Here is an 18059-nt window from a genome sequence, read left to right on the forward strand (position 1 = left end):
AATCCTTTTATCTGACCCGGAGTTTTTACCGGAAAAACTCGTGATTTCCATGTTTAAACAGGAATTCCAGATGTCTGTCAAACCAGCTCGCGTTCTTCCTGGAGGATGCCCGCCGGTTCATGAAATACAGGGCGCCGTCTGTCAGATCTTCACCCGAAAGTGCCCTCTCGACTGCCTCTACGGTCTCGGCCGTGACCTTGCAACGCTTGATGGATCCGTTTCCCACAGGGGAAAACTGGTGCTTCTGGTAAACGACTTTCGTGATCGTGTTCGGGAATGCATCGTCCTCCACACGGTTTAAGATCACGTTTGCCACCATGACACGTCCTTCGATGTCGCAGTTTCCGGCTTCCGCCTGAACGATCCGGAGAAGAACATTGTAGTCGCTTTCGGAATACCCCGTGAACGCTTCTCTTGCAGGTTCCTCTGCCACGACGGTCTCTTCTGCTGCCGCCTGTACCCTGGCTTCCCCGGACACCTCTGTTTCCGGCTCTGCCTGCGTGATCCCGCTCACTTCATCCGCCGCAGCCGCAGTTTCTGTTTCTACAGCCTCTTCCGGACCATGATCCGTGTCCGCATTTTCCGATCCTGCAGCAGGCTCTGTGATGCTCTCCTCTTTCGTCTCTGTATTTTCTGTTTCTGTCCTGATATCTGCTTCCGTCTCCGCGGATGATGCTTCATCCGCTGTCGTCTCATCCTCTAAAACATTTCCGTCTGTTTCCGGAAGAGCAGTATCTTCTGTCTCCTCCAGACTGTCTTCATCCGAACCTCCCTGCGTCTCGGCATACGCGACGATCGCGTTTTTGCCTCCGCCCTGGAAGTCCACCGCTGTAAATGGAATCACTGCGATCAGTGTTGCGCCCATCGTGAGGACTGCCGCATTCCGGTGCATCTTCTTTGTCACACCGCCGAAGAGTGATTTCACAAACTGAAAGACTGTCTGAAGAAATGAGTTCCATGGATTCATTTGAATACCCTCTTTCTCCGTCCTGTCGCCGGTTGTTCATTCCGACCGTTTTCCGGCCGGTGTCTGTGATTATAGGAGAATGAGGGGGCGAATGTCAATAAGTCCTGCACAACTTTGTTACATTTCACAGCCTGTTTTTTAAAGATTGTTACATTTTTTTAATAGTTTTTCCAAATATAATCCGCACAAAATCTGGATTTTTGGTAGTATTGGCAAGTATAAAATATTGCAAATATTACAATTTTGTTAAATATTGAGTTCCCATTTTTGAGTGGTTTCCCATAACGTTTTCAGTTATGTCAACTAATTTTGCTGAAGATCCAGAAGTTTTGCCCCGACATAGTCCGCAAGAGCCTGCGGGGAAAGCAGGACCTGAAAGCCTCTCTGGCCGGCGCTGACCGCGATTGTTTCATAATTTAAAGCCGCTTCATCGATAAATGTCGGGAACTTTTTCTTCATGCCGATCGGGGAACAGCCGCCGCGGATATAGCCTGTTGTGGCCAAAAGATCCTTCATCGGAAGCATCTCCACCTTCTTATCTCCTGCCGCTTTTGCCGCCTTTTTTAAGTCCACTTCCCCATCCACCGGGATACAGCAGACGAGAAATCCTGTGCGCTCTCCTTTCAGCACGAGAGTCTTAAACACACTCCCGTGGTCCACTCCCAGCATGTCAGCCGCATGGCTCCCGGAGAGGTCATGTTCATCCACCGGGTACTCCTTTGACTCATACGAGATCTTTGCGGCATCTAAAAGCCGCATCACATTTGTCTTTGTTTTATCATTTTTTGCAGATTTGCTCATAAATTTTTCCTCCTGAAAGCGACATTCTCTCTGCCGCCTTTGACTGCAGCCGGCTGCACATCCTCTCGACCGCATCTTCTTTATACAACGTCTTTGTAAAAAAATCCAGTCTTTTCTATAAAAGAATGTCTGCCCACATATTTGTACCTTTAAGCCTGTATTTTATTACAGTCAACGCAGCAAGTGTGCAGACCTGCTGAACAGTTACCATTTTTCGCTGCATTTACTGCCGCATAAAAAAAGACAGCCGGTCCCGCATTTTCGCAAAATCGACTGCCTCTTTCCATCTTCTGATCTGTTTCTTCTATATAATATATCGCTTCTGATTCCGCATCTCAAAAGCCTATGAGAGGATCATCCGGTCGTTCGCGAGCGCGCCGCCCGCGGCTTCCTCAAACTTCGCGAGAAGATCCTGAACCGTCAGGTGCTTCTTCTCCTCACCTGCCACATCGTAGATCACATGGCCCGCGTTCATCATGATCAGGCGGTTTCCATGTGCGATGGCGTCACGCATGTTGTGAGTGATCATCAGAGTGGTCAGATGTTCACTGTTTACGATCTTATCCGTCGTCTCGAGGACTTTCGCCGCCGTCTTCGGGTCGAGAGCCGCCGTGTGCTCATCTAAGAGAAGAAGTCTCGGCTTCTTTAAGGTTGCCATGAGAAGTGTCAGCGCCTGTCTCTGTCCGCCGGAGAGGAGTCCGACCTTCGATGTAAGACGATCCTCAAGACCAAGGCCTAAGATCTTTAACTGCTCCCTGTAGAACTCACGCTCTTTTGCGGTGATTCCGGCCTTCAGAGAACGTGTCATTCCTCTTCTCGCTGCTAATGCCATGTTCTCCTCGATCTGCATGGTGGCAGCCGTTCCTGTCATCGGATCCTGGAATACACGTCCGAGATACTTCGCACGCTTGTGCTCCGGGAGCTTTGTCACGTCGATATCATCGATGGTGATTTTTCCCTCATCCACAAACCACGTTCCTGCGACCGCATTTAACATGGTAGATTTTCCGGCTCCGTTTCCACCGATGACGGTGACAAAATCGCCTTCGTTTAAATGAAGATTTAATCCGTTTAACGCTGTCTTTTCATTGACGGTTCCCGCGTTGAAGGTTTTATAAATACTGTGAAGATCAAGCACGAGGTGCACCTCCTCTTTTTACCGGTTTAGAGAAATATTTGCCCTTCATGTACGGGATCGCAAGGAATACCGCAACGACAAGAGCTGACAGGAGTTTTAAATCGTTGGAATTTAATCCCATCCAGAGTACAACCTGAAGGACCAGGTAGTAAATGATCGCGCCGAAGGCAACGGAGAACAGCTTGAAACCGAAGTTCTGGCTGATCTTTCCGAAAACAACCTCACCGATGATAACGGCTGCGAGACCGATCACGATGGCACCACGGCCTGCGTTGACATCCGCAAAGCCCTGATACTGGGCATATAAGCCGCTCGCAAAGGCAACGATCCCGTTGGAGATCATAAGACCTAAGATCTTTGTGAAATCGGTATTGATGCCCTGGGCACGTGACATGTTCTGATTGGAGCCTGTGGCACGGATGGAACATCCGATCTCCGTTCCGAAGAACCAGTAGAGGACTCCGATCAGGATCACAATGATCAATGCCGTCACGAAGATCGTGTTCTTATAAAAAGCGACTCCCTTTACATAACGGAGAGACACTAAAAGATCATACTTATCCACACTGATGGCCTGATTTGCCTTACCACCCATAATGCGAAGGTTGATAGAGTAGAGACCAAGCTGAGTCAGGATTCCCGCGAGGATCGCCGGGATCCCCATCGCCGTGTGAAAGATTCCGGTCACCAGACCCGCGATCATTCCCGCGATAAACGCTGCAAACAGGGATACCCCTACGGAATGCCCGTTTAACATGAAAATAATGCAGACAGCACCACCCGTACACATGGTTCCATCCACAGTAAGGTCTGCAAGATCGAGGATCTTGTATGTAATATAAACGCCGATTGCCATGATGCCCCAGATGAGTCCCTGTGCACAGGCACCCGGCAATGCATTAAACAATGTTGCAAAATTCACGTTTCTATCCTCCTATGGCTGATGATAACAAACAGGGTGACAAAAGTTTTTGCTGTTTGCCACCCTGATGTCCTCATAATTTCAAGTCGTTATTATTCTTCGATCACAACGTAGTCATCCGGAACCGTGATTCCAAGTGCCTCACAGTTTGCCTTATTGTATTTCTTTGTTACCTCCGGTGCAAACTCGATCGGCATTTCCTTTACATCTTTGCCGTCCATCAGGATCTCTGCGCCCATCTCACCGGCTTTGTATCCGATATCGTAGTAGTCGATGGAAAGAGTTGCAACGCCGCATCCGGAGCAGATTCCTTCTTCACCTGCAATTACCGGAACCTTCGCCGGAAGGCAGATATTGTTTATGATCTCTGCATTGGAAGCAGCTGTATTGTCAGTCGGAACATAGAGAACATCGTTCTCGCCTGCTGCTGTTGTTGTTACGGAAGCGATATCGTTGGAGTCTGCGAAGGTGTATTCCTTACAGGTATATCCGAGATCCTCAAGATATCCTTTTACGGTTGTTGCCTGGTATTTGGAGTTCGGCTCTGCGGAGCAGTATAATAAGCCGACATTCTTTGCATCCGGGAACAGCTCATTTAACATTGCTGCCTGCTGGTCGAGCGGAGCAAGGTCGGAGGTACCGGAGATGTTGAGACCTGTCGTACCTGTCCAGTTGTCGATATCAAGCGCTGTCGCGTAATCTGTGATGGAAGTTCCGAGAATCGGAATCTCGCTGGTTCCTGCTGCCGCTGCCTGAAGTGCTGCAGTCGCATTTGCAAGGATCAGGTCCACATCGTTGGAAACGAACTGGTTGATGATCGTTGCGCAGGTAGCGGAATCGCCGGATGCGTTCTGAAGATCAAATTTAACATTGTCACCGAGTTTATCTTTTAATGCAGCCTCGAAGCCTTCTGTCGCCGCATCAAGTGCCGGGTGCTGTACTAACTGGCAGATTCCCACATTGTAGGTCTTTCCGTCTTCTTTTGCTGCTTCTGTGGAATCGGCCGTTGCTGCTGTCGTTGTCTCTGCTGCAGCTGCTGTTGTCTCTGCTGTGGAACTGGATCCACATCCGGTTAATGCGGAAGCCGCTACAACGGCCGCCATTGCAAGTGCTGTTACTTTTTTCATAATATCGATCTCCCCTCAGTTTTTCTTTTTTGTAACATCCCGCTGTCATTTTCAGGATCTATAGATCCTCCCCTTCAGACGGGATCTCACATTCTCAAATGCGTTGTTGCGTTACGCTTTAACGCATGTAAGTGAAACTGTCCTTATCATACACCTATACGCCGGATTCGTCAAGCTTGATTTTCCTGTTTTTACCTTTTCTTGTTACAGTACACGGGCACTCTATGCCCGCGCACTGTAGCAGGATTTTGCCGATGCTTCGCATTCCGAATCGGCAAAATCCACGACCACAACGTTATCATACGGAATTTTCAGTTCAGAAAATTCCTATCCGTGAAAAGTAACCTTTTCTCAATATCCCACAATAATTGTAGGTTTTCCACAATTTGTCAGACGATTTTTGTCAGGAAACGGAATCCGTTTTATCCGCAAAAACTTTCAGGAATCTCTCCCCATACTTCGCATACTTAAATTCCCCGACTCCGGAGACCGTCAGCATTTCTTCCTTATTCTTCGGTCTGATCAGACACATATGCACCAGAGTCTTATCGGAAAATACGATATACGGTGGAACCTTCTCCTCCCGCGCGATCTCACGGCGCAGTTCTTTTAACCGGTCAAACAGTGTCGTCTCCACCTCCGTAAACGACTCGGTACCGGCTGCCATCTTCGGCTTCTTCGTGCCGGAGATCTTCCCCGTCTTCACTCTCTCCTGCTCCTTCGGAAGCTTCATCATGACCGTTTCACCGTCGTTTAAAAGCGCTTCCGCATTCTTTCCCGGCTTCACGATCGCGTACTCGTCAGAGGTCACCACCAGATATTCTTTTATCTGCAGAAAATTTAAAACCTGTCTTAACCTGTAGACTGGGACTTTTGCCAGCTTTCCGTAAAAGGAATTTTCATCCATGTGATAATTCCTGATCTTCGCCGTCGAAGCTCCGTGCACCGTGTCGAGGATCACCGTTGTCCCGTACCGCCCGCGGCACTCCGCGACGCAGCCGACGATGGCTCTCGCGATCTCCGTCACATCCGTCTCCTCAAACTGTGTCTTACAATTAGAACAGTTTCCGCAGTATCCGCTTCCGTACTCCCCGAAATACCGGAGAATATATTCCCTGAGGCAGTCATTCGTAAAGCAGTAGAATGTCATCTTTTTTAACCGTTCCCGGTCGCGCTCCGCAACGATCTGCCTTGTCACATCGTCGAGCTCTTCGTTGTCACGGTTGTTGTCGATAAACATCTGGTTCGTCACGACATCCCGCCCGCCGTACAGGAGCAGACAGTCCGCCGGTTCCCCGTCACGCCCTGCGCGCCCGGCTTCCTGATAGTAACTCTCCATATTTTTCGGCATGTTGTAGTGGATCACAAAGCGGACATTCGATTTGTCGATCCCCATTCCAAACGCGTTTGTCGCCACCATGATCTGGGCGCGGTCGAAGATAAAATCTTCCTGATTCTGCTTTCTCTCGCTGTCGGAAAGTCCCGCATGGTATCTCGTCACGGAGAATCCGTCCTTCATCAGCTTCTCCGTCACTTCCTCCACGAGTTTTCTCGTCAGGCAGTAGACGATGCCGCACTGTCCTGCATGTTCTTCGATATATGTTTTTACTGCCGCATATTTATCTTTCGGGCTCTGAACCTCAAAGTAGAGATTCGGGCGGTCAAATCCCGTCGTCGTCACGACCGGATCCTGCAGCTTTAAGAGATCGATAATGTCATCCCGGACTTCCGCAGTCGCGGTCGCCGTAAAGGCGCTGACGACCGGGCGCTCCGGAAGTGCCCGCAGGAATTCCTCGATCTTTAAGTATCCTGGCCGGAAATCCTGGCCCCACTGGGAGACGCAGTGCGCCTCATCGACCGCCACCATGGCGATCTTCGCATGGACGGCAAAATCAAGAAATTCCGGAGTCAGAAGCCGCTCAGGAGCGACGTAGATGATCGGATACCGTCCCTCTCTCGCATATCCGAGCGCCTTATAATACTGTCCCGCCGTCAGGGAACTGTTCAGGTACGCAGCATGAACGCCCGCCTGGTTCAGGGCGCTGACCTGGTCTTTCATAAGTGAGATCAGGGGCGAAATCACCAGCGTGATCCCCCCGTTTGCCCCCGCCATCAGAGCCGGGATCTGATAACACAGGGACTTTCCTGCGCCCGTCGGCATGATCCCCAGCACATCCCTGCCGGAAGTGATCGCATCGATCATCTTCTCCTGCCCGTCCCGGAACGTGTCATAACCGAAATATTGTTTGAGAACCTCATATTTATCCATAAAAGTAATGATCCCTTTCCACACCCGCCAATTGCTGCCGGGAACCTTTTTATCGTTGATCTGTTGGCTGCAGCTGGTGAACCGCTTTCCAGTTGTCTGTCCATGATATCACTCTCCCGCCGCCCCCGCAAGTATGACCGCCATTAAAATTTCATAAACAAATCGGCGACCGTTACAGTACACGGGCACTCTATGCCCGCGCACTGTAACAGGATTTTGCCGATGCTCCGCATTCCGAATCGGCAAAATCTGCGACCACAACTGTATCATACGGAATTTTCAGTTCAGAAAATTCCTACCCGTGAAAAGTAACCGGCAACCACTACTATATGATACAGAATTTTCAATTCAGAAAATTCCTGCCTGCGAAAAATAACTTTTTATCTCATCCACGGCCCGCCGCTTTTTATCTTGTAATCTCTCCCCGATATTGCTATAATTGGATACAATACAAAGATACTCAAAAAGAGTGATTGACGGAGGAGAAAACATGAACTTTTTAGAAGAGCGCATCGCAAAAGACGGTGTGGTAAAAGAAGGAAACGTATTAAAGGTTGACAGCTTTTTAAACCATCAGATGGATATCGAGCTTTTTGACGAGATGGGTGCGGAATTCAAGCGCCGTTTTGCCAATGAAAATATCAACAAGATCCTGACGATCGAGGCATCCGGTATCGGTATCGCCTGTATCGCGGCAATGCACTTCCATGTGCCGGTCGTATTTGCAAAGAAATCCCAGAGCATCAACCTCGACGGCGAAATGTATGTGGCGGAAGTTGAATCCTTCACCCATAAATGCAAGAACCAGGTTATCGTCTCCAAAAAGTTCCTTTCCCCGGACGATCACGTTCTGATCATCGACGACTTCCTTGCGAACGGCTACGCGCTTCAGGGACTGATCTCGATCGTCCATGACGCAGGCGCTACCGTTGAGGGAATCGGCATCGCGATCGAGAAAGGATTCCAGATCGGCGGACAGGTCATCCGAAATCTCGGCTACCACTTAGAGTCCCTGGCGATCGTAGATTCCATGGATCCGGCCACCGGAACCGTTAACTTCCGAAGCCAGGAATAGAAAAGAATGTGCCTCGGCACATTCTCGCGCCGAGCGCGGTCGCTTGCGACAACCATCATCTTCGCGCGAGTGCGCATCTTAGGCACGCAGTGCCTTTTTATTTAACAGGAAGTTCCATCGGAATTTCCTGTTGAATAAAAAAGAACATCCTGCAGTCAGTACCCAATGTACCGGCCGCAGGATGTTTTTTTATTTTTTCCTGTCAGTTTTCTCATTCATCTCGTTCCCGTTTTTCGCTTCTGTTCCGCTCTTCTCCTTCGGAAGCGGGATCGCGAGAACGGTCTGGATCACCTTGTTCTCCACCTTCATGATCTTTAAGAGGTAATCCCCGATCCTGACACTTCCCTTCTCTCCAACCTTCGGGATATGTCCGATCCTCGATACCATAAAACCGTTCAGGGTATCAAAATTGTCCTTATCTTCCTTATCAAATTCCACTCCGAGCGTCTCTTCCACGTCGTCCAGAAGGGTGAGACCCGTGAGCTCATATGTACCGTTTTTCCGGGATACGATATCCGGCTCTTCCTTGTCGTACTCGTCGAGGATATTTCCGACGATCTCCTCGAGAATGTCCTCCATCGTGACGATGCCGGCAAGCTGACCATACTCATCCACCACAAGTTCGATGTGGATCTTCTGGGACTGCATCTCCTTAAAAAGAGCGTTGATATTTTTCGTCTCCGGGATGAAATGAGGACTTCTCAAAAGGCCCTTGATCTTTGCGATCGGCGTGTTCAGATGGTCCTTGGAATCCGTATAGTGGAGCATGTCGCGCATATGAAGGATGCCGATGATATTGTCGATATCTTCGGAATAAACAGGAAATCTCGAATAATTTGCTTCCTTCACAACGAAATCGAGCGCTTCCTTCAGAGTCATCTCCCCGTCGAGTGCGATGACCGCGGTCCTGTGTGTCATGATATCCGCCGCCACCTTATCGTCAAACTCAAAGATGTTCGTGATCATCTCCGCCTCGCTGGCCTCCAGAACGCCCTGTTCATGGCCTTCATTGACCATGTACATGATATCTTCCTCAGTCACGTTGTCATCCTTCTCGCGGATATCGATCCCAACCGTCTTTAAGGAAATATAGGCAAACTGGTCCATCAGCCACGCAAACGGAAAGAGACATTTTGTCACAAGTTCCACGAGCGGCAGAACTTTATAACAGAAGCGGATCGGGCTCTTTGCCGCGATGCGCTTCGGGATCACGATCCCGAGCCCCGTGAGCAGAAATGCGATCCCGACGAGTCCCGCAATGTAGGCGATCCCCACCGCTGCCGGATGCGGGATCTGTGTATGCGTCCCGATTAAAGCCGTGAGTTTTTTTACCACAAACGCCAGCGAGGACGCGCCCATCGCAAGCGTCAGGATACTCGTCGCGAGCTGGTTCGTGCGGATGAAGAGATACGGGTCTTCCTGTATCTTTAAAAGTTTTTCCGCCCGCTTGTTTCCTTCGTCGCGCTCATCCTCCAGCGCACTGGTGTTCAGGGCCTGAACGGCCGCACCGAATCCGTACATCACCGCAAACAGGATCACTGATGCGGCAAACAGAACAATTCCTATCCATGAATTGCCATCGTCCATGAGATTTTCCAACACTCCTTTATCTTTCCATAACTATCCTATTTTTTCAGTTACTTTTTTCCGTATTTCGTCCACTATAACATCTATTTCCATGCCCGTCAAGGAATCATTCCGCCGTATCACTTTTCACGTTACAGTACACGGGTCCTCCATGCCCGCGCACTGCAGCGCCAAACTGCGATTATGTAGCAGTTTTTTCTCCCCGCACGGTCCTCAAAAACCGCCAAGTTCCAGACTGACCTTCAATGCGTCATTTACCTGGTCCAGCAGGTCCCCGTCAAGATGGCAGATCTTTTCCCTTAATCGCTGCTTGTCGATGGTCCTCAACTGTTCCAGGAGGATCACCGAATCCTTCATCATGTCGCAGTCCCTCGCGGATAACTCCACATGAGTTGGAAGTTTCGCCTTATTCATCCTCGATGTGATCGCCGCACAGATCACAGTCGGACTGTGTTTGTTTCCCACATCGTTCTGGATGATGAGCACAGGGCGCACACCTCCCTGCTCAGAACCTACCACCGGTCTTAGATCCGCATAATAAATATCGCCCCGTCTGATGATCACAAGTCTCACGCTCCGTCTGAATTTCTGCGGAGAGTCCGGGGCTGCTGTCAAAGCCATAACGGTATCTTTTTTGACAGCTTCCCTGACATTTCCGTATTCAGATTGTTCCCCACTTATGATATTTTATTCAGAAATCGCGGCGGCGTGCCGGTCAGAATCCGACATACTCCTCATCCGGGCAGTTCATGATCCCGAGGACCTTTCCGTTCTTCACATACACACGCGGAACCCGCTTTCCGATCAGACACGGGATCTCGTAATGGAAGCCGCCGGAAACCTCTGCGATCTCCTCCATCGTGATCTCTTCCTCCCCGTCTCTTCCGATCAGGGTCACAAGATCTCCCTCTTTGGCCTCCGGAATCCCGGTAAGATCCACCATGAACTGGTCCATGCAGACGCGGCCGAGGATCTTCGCGCGCTTTCCGTGGATCAGCACTTCCCCGCGGCCGGACAGGTTTCTCGGATATCCGTCCCCGTAACCGGCGGAGACTGTCGCAATCCGCATCGTCCGGTCTGCCTTGAACGTTCCTCCGTAGCTGACTTCAGTTCCAGGCCCGATCTCCTTGATATACGTGATAAAGCTCTTCAGTGCCATCGCCGGCTTCATCGTGAGGATATCCTTTCTCACCTCATCCGACGGGTACAGACCGTAGATCGTGATCCCGGCGCGGACTGCATCCATGTTCATCTCCTGCATCTCCACGATCCCGGCGCTGTTGGAGCAATGGCAGACCGGAACCTCCACGCCTGCTGCCTTCACAGCATCGCAGAAGTTCTTAAACCGATCATACTGCTGTCTCGCACCAGTCTTATCCGCCTCATCCGCTCTCGCAAAATGCGTGAACATGCCGTCGATCTTCACTCCCGGAAGCGCCGCGATCTTTTTTACCATCTCCACGGACGCCGTGTCCGGTCTGAGTCCGATCCGGCTCATTCCGGTATCCACCGCGATATGGACGTGGGCTGTCTTTTCCAGCTTTTCTGCAGCTTCTGACATTCCCTCTGCCTTATCCAGTTCAAAGACCGGCATGCAGAGCTCCTGCCGGATGCACTCCTCGTATCTCGGAGCAGCGACCGGACCGAGGATCAGGATCTCCTTCGTGATCCCGTGTTTCCGCAGCTGCACACCTTCCTCAACGGTCGCAACCGCATATCCGCATACAAAGCGGTCAATCGTCTTCGCGACCGGAACGGCGCCGTGTCCGTAAGCATCCGTTTTCACGACTCCGTACATCTTTGTCCCCGGGCGGAGATTTTTCTCCATCGCCTCCATGTTTTCCTCTATATGACCCAGATCGATCTCTGTATAAATTCTGTCAAATTTCATTTTCTCTATCCTCCGAAAGGCAATCCGCGATCTCCCCGGCAAGGACTGCGTGGACGCCGAAGCGCTTCGCCGCTTTTTCCCCTGCCAGACCGTGCACATAGACTCCGAGGGAAGCCGCATCGCTCTCCTCAAGCCCCAGCGCGATCAGTCCCGCAATCACACCGGTCAGAACATCCCCGGAACCTCCCTTTGCCATAGCGGGCGTCCCACTTCCATTGACAAAGGTCTTTCCGTCTCTTCCCGCGATCACGGTCGCCGCGTCCTTTAAGACGCAGACCACTCCGTACTGATCTGCAAACTCTCTCGCTGCACGGATCGGATTTTCCTTGATCTCCTCTATCTGAATTCCTGTGAGCCGCGACATTTCCTTCATATGCGGCGTCACGATGATATTTTCTGTAAAATAACCGGTGAGTTCCCGGTACTCCGCGGCGAGATTCAGCGCGTCCGCGTCAAGAATGATCGGCACATACGCGTCCTTTAAGACGTTTTCCACCATGAGCCGCGCATGATCCTCCATGCCGATCCCCGGCCCCAGAACGATCACATCCGCCCATTCCGTCTCCCTTGCGATCTTTCTCGCAAAGCTCTCCGGATCTTTTCCGGCTTCTCTCGCATCGTAACTGGAAAGGATCGCCTCCGGGAGTTTTTCCTGGACGATGATCCTGTTTTCCTCCGGTGTAAAGATCTTCACGAGTCCGGCTCCCATCCGGTATGCCGCTCTCGCGGAGAGGCAGGCTGCTCCCGCCATGTTCTTTGCCCCCGCCATCACGAGGACTTTTCCGTATGTTCCCTTGTTGGAATCCGGCGTCCTTTCCGGGATCCTCAAAAGGTCTTCCCGATCCAGCATCTGCACGTGTTTTTCCTGCTCCGCGCTGCTCTCCGGCACAAAACCGACGTCCCTGACCAGGAGCTCTCCGCAGTATTCTCTTCCCGGGAACAGAACCTGTCCGAGCTTTTTCATTCCGAAAGTGACCGTCACATCCGCGCGGACCGCGTCCCCCATGACTTCTCCCGTGTCGGAGCTGATGCCGGAGGGAATGTCCACAGCGATCGTCTTCATATCCTCATTGCGGTTGATCCAGTCAATGAGCCTTTTGTATGCACCTTCCACATTTCTCGAAAGACCGATCCCGAAGACCGCATCCAGGATCACGCCGCGGCATGCGTTCGCCTTTATCACCGTCTTTGCAAACGGATGCGCCGGGGATCGTTTTTCTTCTGCATCCGGCAGTTCTTCCGCCGTCATCACCGGGATCCCCAGCCGTTTCACGATATTTAACTGGGCTTCCAGCTCTTCGCTCCCTTTTCCGTCCCGTCCCGGGAACAGGACCTTCACATCATATCCCTTTAAGAACAGCATCCTGGCGGCGGCCACTCCGTCTGCCCCGTTATTTCCAAAACCGCAGACGGACCAGACTGTCTCTGCCTGTTCTCTCTTAAGGATCTCTTCCGCTTTCTCCGCAACGGCAAGAGCCGCCCGCTCCATCAGCACCAGGGACGGGATCCCGTACCCCCTGATGGACCTGGTGTCAAACGCTTTCATTTCTTTTCCGCTCAGAACTGCTTTCATCCGGCATCCCCCTCTCCGACGGCAAACGCCATCGCATGGTCCTTCGTGTCAGAGATCGACACTTGGATCGTCCTGATCCCGAGCTCCTCCGCCTTCATCTCTGCTCCCGCATGAAGTTCGACATACGGCTTTCCAAGCGGGTCCCTTAAGACCTCCACATGGACCGGCATAAAGTCCCGGAATCCCGTTCCAAACACCTTCGCTACTGCTTCTTTAACCGCAAAAGTGCCGGCAAGGACCCGGGGATCACCCTTTGCCTGCCGGCGCTCGCGCTCGGTATAGATACGCGTCAAAAAAGCCTCTTTTTCACAGGCTTTTTTCACACGCTCAATTTCGATCAAATCACAGCCAACTCCAATCAACATGTCTCATTGGTTCCCGTCTGTTCTGCTTTTTCCTTTGCTTTCCGCTCCCGCTCATCCTGCATGCTGCAGACACGGTAGGAAAGACGCATCAGGCTCTCGGAAAGATGTACATTCTCAACGACTACATCATCCGGCACATTTAAGTCTGTATGGGCAAAATTCCAGATCGCCTTGATCCCGGCTTTTACCAGGCGCTCCGCGATCTCCGGTGCTTTGGACTTCGGGATCGTGAGAGCCGCGATCTGTACTTCATTGTCGACAATAAACTGCTCCAGGTCATCGATCCCACGGATCTCGACTCCGCGGACCACAAGACCGATCAGGCGCGGGTTGATATCGAACATTCCCTTGATCATAAAGCCGCGCTTCTCAAAATTTGTATAGTTGGCGATCGCCTGACCTAAGTTTCCGGCGCCGATGATAATGAGGTTGTGCTGTCTGTCGATCCCCAGGATCCTTGCGATCTCGGTGTAGAGATATTTCACATTGTATCCGTATCCCTGCTGTCCAAAGCCGCCGAAATTGTTAAGATCCTGACGGATCTGGGACGCTGTCACCTTCATTCTGGCACTCAGTTCGTTGGAAGAGATCCTCTCGATCCCCTCCTCCATCAGTTCGCCCAGATATCTGTAATAACGCGGAAGTCTTGAGATTACCGCCTTTGAGATCTGTCTCTCGTCTGTCATTTTCTAGTTCCACCTTCTCAGTATAACGCTGTCTTTTATTATACCTATATCTATATTATTTGTCAAATCTTTGTCAGTAAAATGCGCAAACTGCCCAGACGGAAAAATGCCCCGCCCGAAATCTCCCCAGACCGGACGAAGCATTTTTCAAATGAATATATCTGAATAAAAAGAAAGTTGTCTAGATAAAAACTGCTGTTATGCGTACTGAACGAAATATCCGAAGATCAGGATCGCGGATCCCAGAAGCATCCAGATTCCGAACAGTTTTCCCATAAACTTCATCCAGCGGTCATAGCCGATTCCGGTAGCGCCAAGGAATCCCATGAGTGCGGATGCATGCGGAAGAACGTAGTTGCAGAAGCCATCACCAAACTTATATGCGAGAACTGCAGTCTGTCTTGTCACACCTGCGACATCTGCGAGCGGAACCATAACCGGCATGACAACTGCTGCCTGTCCGGTACCGGATGTTACGAAACCGTTGACGATCACGTTCATGATGAGCATGACTGCTGGTTTTAAGAAGTTCGGGAACAGGGACAGCATATTGGCAAGTCCGTAAACAACGGTATCAAGAGCTTTTGCAGACTGAAGGATCAGGGCAACCGTTGCGCCGAGACCTACGATCAGAGCCGCAGAAGTCATATTTTTCGCACCTTTTACAAAGTTTGTAGCGATCGTGCTCGGGTTGTAGCCATAGACAAGTCCGCCGATAAATGCCATCCAGAACAGGCATACTGCGGTTTCCACAAGACCCCAGCCGCGTGTGATGCAGCCGTACATTAAAATACCGAAGGAAACAAGAAATACTGCCAGGACCAGCGGATGACGCTTGTTGATCTCCACCTGTGTACCGGATACATCGAAATTATTGACACCTTCCACACCTTAGATCACGCTCTTCTTCGGATCTTTCTTGCAGCGCTCTCCATACCAGATGATGTAAGCTGCTGTCACCGCGTAAAAGAGGAAATAGTTTTTCTTTTCCCTTGCACTTCATCGCCATCCTGCCGCAGTACGCGTGGAACATGCCAGTCGATAAGATGACTTCAAGAGAACCTGCAATCACGAGCAGTGGGAAGATGATGTCCGCCTGCTTGGAAAGCCCCTGCATGACAAAGTTCGGGATCTTCCAGACAGGAACCGGTTCCCCATCAACTGCATGATACGATTCTACAACAACTGTGGTATTGCTGGATTCATTTTTCACCCGGTCATACTCATTTGCCGGGATCAGATACGTCATGATCGATACGGCGATGAGCAGCATAAAGATGATTACATACGAATGCGGCATTTTAAATTTCTTTTTTCCATAGTAATATCCCCCGTTCTCAGGTTCCGGCAGACAGGGATCCTTTTGGGAGATCCCTTCCGGCCGGTGTTTTCTTTCCAGTTTCTCTGAAACTTTTAAACTTCCGAATTCTCTTTTGCCAGATTTTCCTTGAACTCTGTTTTCACACGGTTTAAAAGTTCCGGATCTTCGATCAGCTCCAGCGCGGTTCCTGCAAGGATCTTGGCTCCGTAGACTACGGCATCGTGAGCTGCATCGGTCTTTCCGGCCGCAATATATTCCTGGGAATGCGCTGCCGCTCCCGGATCCACAAAGGCAATTCTCGCGCAGGTCCCTGGAACCCGTCTCATGACGTTTCCAAAATCTGTGGAACCGGTTTTTTCTCTTGCCGGGGCAAGCTGCGGTGCGTGAAGCTCTTCTGCCTGTTTCATGACGAGATCGTTCAGAGTGAGAACCGGGATCTTGTTATCCACCTTCTTCTCCTCGATGATCTCCACCTCGGTCTCCGTCATCATGGCCGCGCCCTTCAGTACCTTCTCAAAACGCCTGCACACGGTGTCAAGGTAGGCCCGGTTGTAGGAGCGGACATAGACGCTCGCCTCCGCGTACGCCGGAACCACATTGGCCGGTGTCCCGCCGCAGTTGACCACTGTATAGTGGATCTTCACATCGGAATTGACATGTTCTCTCAAAAACTCGATTCCCTGGAATGCCAGGATCAGTCCGTCAAGAGCACTTCTTCCTTTTTCCGGACGGATCGCCGCATGAGAGCTCACTCCATGGAAGATCACCTTGTATTTGGAGTTCGCGAGAGATTTTACGTCCACCTGGGTCGCCGGTCCCCCGTGCATCATCAGTGCGACATCGAGTTCCTCGAATGTACATCCGTTCTGGATCATCCGGATCTTTCCGCTGACGCTCTCCTCCGCCGGTGTTCCGTAAACCGTGATCGTATACGGTTCTTTGATGTCGGCATCCTTTAATGCCTTTGCTGCTGCCAGGATCGATGGACCCTGCATGTGATGTCCGCAGGCATGTCCGATCCCGGGCAATGCGTCATACTCACAGAGAAGGCCGATATTCGGTCCACCTGTTCCATGACTGTAAACGGCCTTAAATGCGGTCTCGACTCCGACAACTCCCCGTTCTACCTGAAAGCCTTCCTTCTCGAGCCAGTCTGTCAGGACCTTCTGGGCATGGAACTCTTCCATTCCGATCTCCGGATGGTCGAAGATGTCATCCGACATCGCCGTCATCTCGTTCCGGATCTCATCGATCTCCCGGAACATGACTTCCTTCAACATAAAAAAGCACCTCCGTCGTTTGATACCTGAATGATACCAGACAGACGTGGTGCCTGTGAAATATATAAAACTTAAGATGACTATTTGCTGAGAAATTCGCTCCCATGCTTTTTCAGGATTTCCACCATTCCTCTCATGTAGGCAGGAAGCTCACTTCCGTTCTTAAAAGCCACGACAACATCGCGTCTGTGGCGCTCAATGTCCAGGATATAATAGTTGACCGGTTTCCGATAGTGAAAATTTGCCGCATACGCTTCCCGGATAAACGTGATCCCCAGTCCCTCCGCTGCCATCTGGACTGCCGTCTCCATGCTGCGGATCACTCGGACTTTTTTCGGTACTACTCCGTAATGTTTCAAGATTGCATCCTCGATCCCGCGGCTGCTCTGCCACGCCGTGTGAAGGATCAGAGTCTCCCCGTTGAGATATTCCGGTTTGAGTTTCCGGTACCTGCTGCCCGGAACATATTCCGCCTTCTCATTAATCTCGTGACAGGCCGGAACCGCCACAAGGAATTCTTCCTGAAACAGAAGCTCCGTATCCATATCACCTTTTACATCCGATCGGTTCAGGACGACCATATCAAGCTCTCCGTTTTTTAACAGTTCTCCCAGGTCTGTGAGATTCCCCTCCCGGATCACCAGGTCGATCTCCGGCCATGTTTTCTCGTACTCCGCGATCACCGGAGGTAAAAAGAAACAGCCGCGTCTCTGGGAAATTCCCAACCGGATCCGCCCAGCTGTTTCCCGGGTGATCTTTTCAATATCTTCACAAAATTCCCGCTCCAGCTCCAGCATTTTCTTTGCCTTTTCTACATACTGTTCTCCGGCATATGTCAATGTGAACTTTTTACCGCTCCGGTCAAACAGTGGGATTCCCAGATTTTTTTCAAGATTCGTGATATAGATGCTGAGTGCAGGCTGGGAGATATAGAGGCGTTCCGCCGCTCTCGTAAGATTTCCCAATTCTGCCAGTGTACAGACATATTTTTGTTCCCGAAGATCCATGAGTTGTCTCTCCTCCTCCGTATTGTCTCTATTCCTCTGATCACCACAGA

The 18059-nt window shown here is 50.9% G+C and carries 17 protein-coding genes; 1 reads left to right on the top strand and 16 read right to left on the bottom strand.

The window, feature by feature from the left end; translation table 11 throughout:
* Window positions 1-25: 25 nt before the first annotated feature.
* The 6 genes from GPK90_RS09520 to recQ form a co-directional block, all read right to left on the bottom strand.
* On the bottom strand, window positions 26-967 hold the full coding sequence (locus GPK90_RS09520; RefSeq protein WP_142411216.1) for a cell wall hydrolase: 942 nt from the start codon (window positions 965-967) through the stop codon (window positions 26-28).
* A gap of 303 nt (window positions 968-1270) precedes the next feature.
* Window positions 1271-1768, bottom strand: coding sequence for a Cys-tRNA(Pro) deacylase (ybaK, locus tag GPK90_RS09525; protein WP_118531786.1), 498 nt, complete (start codon window positions 1766-1768; stop codon window positions 1271-1273).
* 343 nt (window positions 1769-2111) lie between these two features.
* Complete coding sequence (locus GPK90_RS09530) at window positions 2112-2906, bottom strand: ABC transporter ATP-binding protein (RefSeq protein ID WP_118531788.1); 795 nt, start codon at window positions 2904-2906, stop codon at window positions 2112-2114.
* The gene (locus GPK90_RS09535; RefSeq protein WP_117469854.1) at window positions 2899-3828 is read right to left on the bottom strand and encodes an ABC transporter permease; all 930 of its coding nucleotides are present in this window, start codon (window positions 3826-3828) and stop codon (window positions 2899-2901) included. The genes GPK90_RS09530 and GPK90_RS09535 overlap by 8 nt, the downstream gene beginning before the upstream one ends.
* 92 nt (window positions 3829-3920) lie before the next feature.
* On the bottom strand, window positions 3921-4955 hold the full coding sequence (locus GPK90_RS09540; protein ID WP_215702838.1) for an ABC transporter substrate-binding protein: 1035 nt from the start codon (window positions 4953-4955) through the stop codon (window positions 3921-3923).
* Between the two features lie 403 nt (window positions 4956-5358).
* On the bottom strand, window positions 5359-7224 hold the full coding sequence (recQ, locus tag GPK90_RS09545) for a DNA helicase RecQ (protein WP_118531794.1): 1866 nt from the start codon (window positions 7222-7224) through the stop codon (window positions 5359-5361).
* A gap of 490 nt (window positions 7225-7714) precedes the next feature.
* On the opposite strand from recQ, the gene GPK90_RS09550 reads away from it, so the two are divergent.
* Window positions 7715-8299: a xanthine phosphoribosyltransferase gene (locus GPK90_RS09550; protein ID WP_118296890.1), complete on the top strand. Its 585-nt coding sequence runs from the start codon at window positions 7715-7717 to the stop codon at window positions 8297-8299.
* Window positions 8300-8488: 189 nt separating this feature from the next.
* On the opposite strand, the gene GPK90_RS09555 is transcribed toward GPK90_RS09550, so the two are convergent.
* The 10 genes from GPK90_RS09555 to GPK90_RS09595 form a co-directional block, all read right to left on the bottom strand.
* On the bottom strand, window positions 8489-9886 hold the full coding sequence (locus GPK90_RS09555; protein ID WP_215702839.1) for a hemolysin family protein: 1398 nt from the start codon (window positions 9884-9886) through the stop codon (window positions 8489-8491).
* 213 nt (window positions 9887-10099) lie between these two features.
* Complete coding sequence (locus GPK90_RS09560) at window positions 10100-10450, bottom strand: type II toxin-antitoxin system PemK/MazF family toxin (protein WP_118531922.1); 351 nt, start codon at window positions 10448-10450, stop codon at window positions 10100-10102.
* Between the two features lie 151 nt (window positions 10451-10601).
* Entirely contained in the window at window positions 10602-11777 is a 1176-nt protein-coding gene (gene alr, locus GPK90_RS09565; RefSeq protein WP_118531800.1) for an alanine racemase, read from the bottom strand.
* Window positions 11767-13350, bottom strand: coding sequence for an NAD(P)H-hydrate dehydratase (locus tag GPK90_RS09570; RefSeq protein ID WP_215702840.1), 1584 nt, complete (start codon window positions 13348-13350; stop codon window positions 11767-11769). The genes alr and GPK90_RS09570 overlap by 11 nt, the downstream gene beginning before the upstream one ends.
* A complete protein-coding gene (acpS, locus tag GPK90_RS09575) occupies window positions 13347-13715 on the bottom strand; it encodes a holo-ACP synthase (RefSeq protein ID WP_118531804.1) in 369 nt (122 codons plus the stop codon). Before acpS ends, GPK90_RS09570 begins: the two co-directional genes overlap by 4 nt.
* Window positions 13709-14401 (bottom strand): redox-sensing transcriptional repressor Rex, encoded by a 693-nt coding sequence (locus GPK90_RS09580; RefSeq protein ID WP_118531806.1) that lies wholly within the window; start codon window positions 14399-14401, stop codon window positions 13709-13711. The genes acpS and GPK90_RS09580 overlap by 7 nt, the downstream gene beginning before the upstream one ends.
* Before the next feature lie 198 nt (window positions 14402-14599).
* Window positions 14600-15289, bottom strand: coding sequence for a hypothetical protein (locus GPK90_RS19040; RefSeq protein WP_346011238.1), 690 nt, complete (start codon window positions 15287-15289; stop codon window positions 14600-14602).
* Window positions 15273-15701 (bottom strand): hypothetical protein, encoded by a 429-nt coding sequence (locus tag GPK90_RS19045; protein ID WP_252197405.1) that lies wholly within the window; start codon window positions 15699-15701, stop codon window positions 15273-15275. The genes GPK90_RS19040 and GPK90_RS19045 overlap by 17 nt, the downstream gene beginning before the upstream one ends.
* A gap of 113 nt (window positions 15702-15814) precedes the next feature.
* On the bottom strand, window positions 15815-17002 hold the full coding sequence (locus GPK90_RS09590) for a M20 family metallopeptidase (protein ID WP_215702841.1): 1188 nt from the start codon (window positions 17000-17002) through the stop codon (window positions 15815-15817).
* A gap of 80 nt (window positions 17003-17082) precedes the next feature.
* A complete protein-coding gene (locus tag GPK90_RS09595) occupies window positions 17083-18009 on the bottom strand; it encodes a LysR family transcriptional regulator (protein WP_215702842.1) in 927 nt (308 codons plus the stop codon).
* Window positions 18010-18059: the final 50 nt, after the last annotated feature.

The organism is Clostridium sp. MCC344 (assembly GCF_018785365.1).
GTDB lineage: Bacteria > Bacillota > Clostridia > Lachnospirales > Lachnospiraceae > Pilosibacter.

Bases quoted from the DNA above. Each gene is read 5' to 3' on its own strand.
- GPK90_RS09520 (WP_142411216.1), bottom strand. From the start codon at position 967: ATGAATCCATGGAACTCATTTCTTCAGACAGTCTTTCAGTTTGTGAAA.
- ybaK (WP_118531786.1), bottom strand. From the start codon at position 1,768: ATGAGCAAATCTGCAAAAAATGATAAAACAAAGACAAATGTGATGCGG.
- GPK90_RS09540 (WP_215702838.1), bottom strand. From the start codon at position 4,955: ATGAAAAAAGTAACAGCACTTGCAATGGCGGCCGTTGTAGCGGCTTCC.
- recQ (WP_118531794.1), bottom strand. From the start codon at position 7,224: ATGGATAAATATGAGGTTCTCAAACAATATTTCGGTTATGACACGTTC.
- GPK90_RS09550 (WP_118296890.1), top strand. From the start codon at position 7,715: ATGAACTTTTTAGAAGAGCGCATCGCAAAAGACGGTGTGGTAAAAGAA.
- GPK90_RS09555 (WP_215702839.1), bottom strand. From the start codon at position 9,886: ATGGACGATGGCAATTCATGGATAGGAATTGTTCTGTTTGCCGCATCA.
- alr (WP_118531800.1), bottom strand. From the start codon at position 11,777: ATGAAATTTGACAGAATTTATACAGAGATCGATCTGGGTCATATAGAG.
- GPK90_RS09570 (WP_215702840.1), bottom strand. From the start codon at position 13,350: ATGAAAGCAGTTCTGAGCGGAAAAGAAATGAAAGCGTTTGACACCAGG.
- acpS (WP_118531804.1), bottom strand. From the start codon at position 13,715: ATGTTGATTGGAGTTGGCTGTGATTTGATCGAAATTGAGCGTGTGAAA.
- GPK90_RS09580 (WP_118531806.1), bottom strand. From the start codon at position 14,401: ATGACAGACGAGAGACAGATCTCAAAGGCGGTAATCTCAAGACTTCCG.
- GPK90_RS19045 (WP_252197405.1), bottom strand. From the start codon at position 15,701: ATGCCGCATTCGTATGTAATCATCTTTATGCTGCTCATCGCCGTATCG.
- GPK90_RS09590 (WP_215702841.1), bottom strand. From the start codon at position 17,002: ATGTTGAAGGAAGTCATGTTCCGGGAGATCGATGAGATCCGGAACGAG.
- GPK90_RS09595 (WP_215702842.1), bottom strand. From the start codon at position 18,009: ATGGATCTTCGGGAACAAAAATATGTCTGTACACTGGCAGAATTGGGA.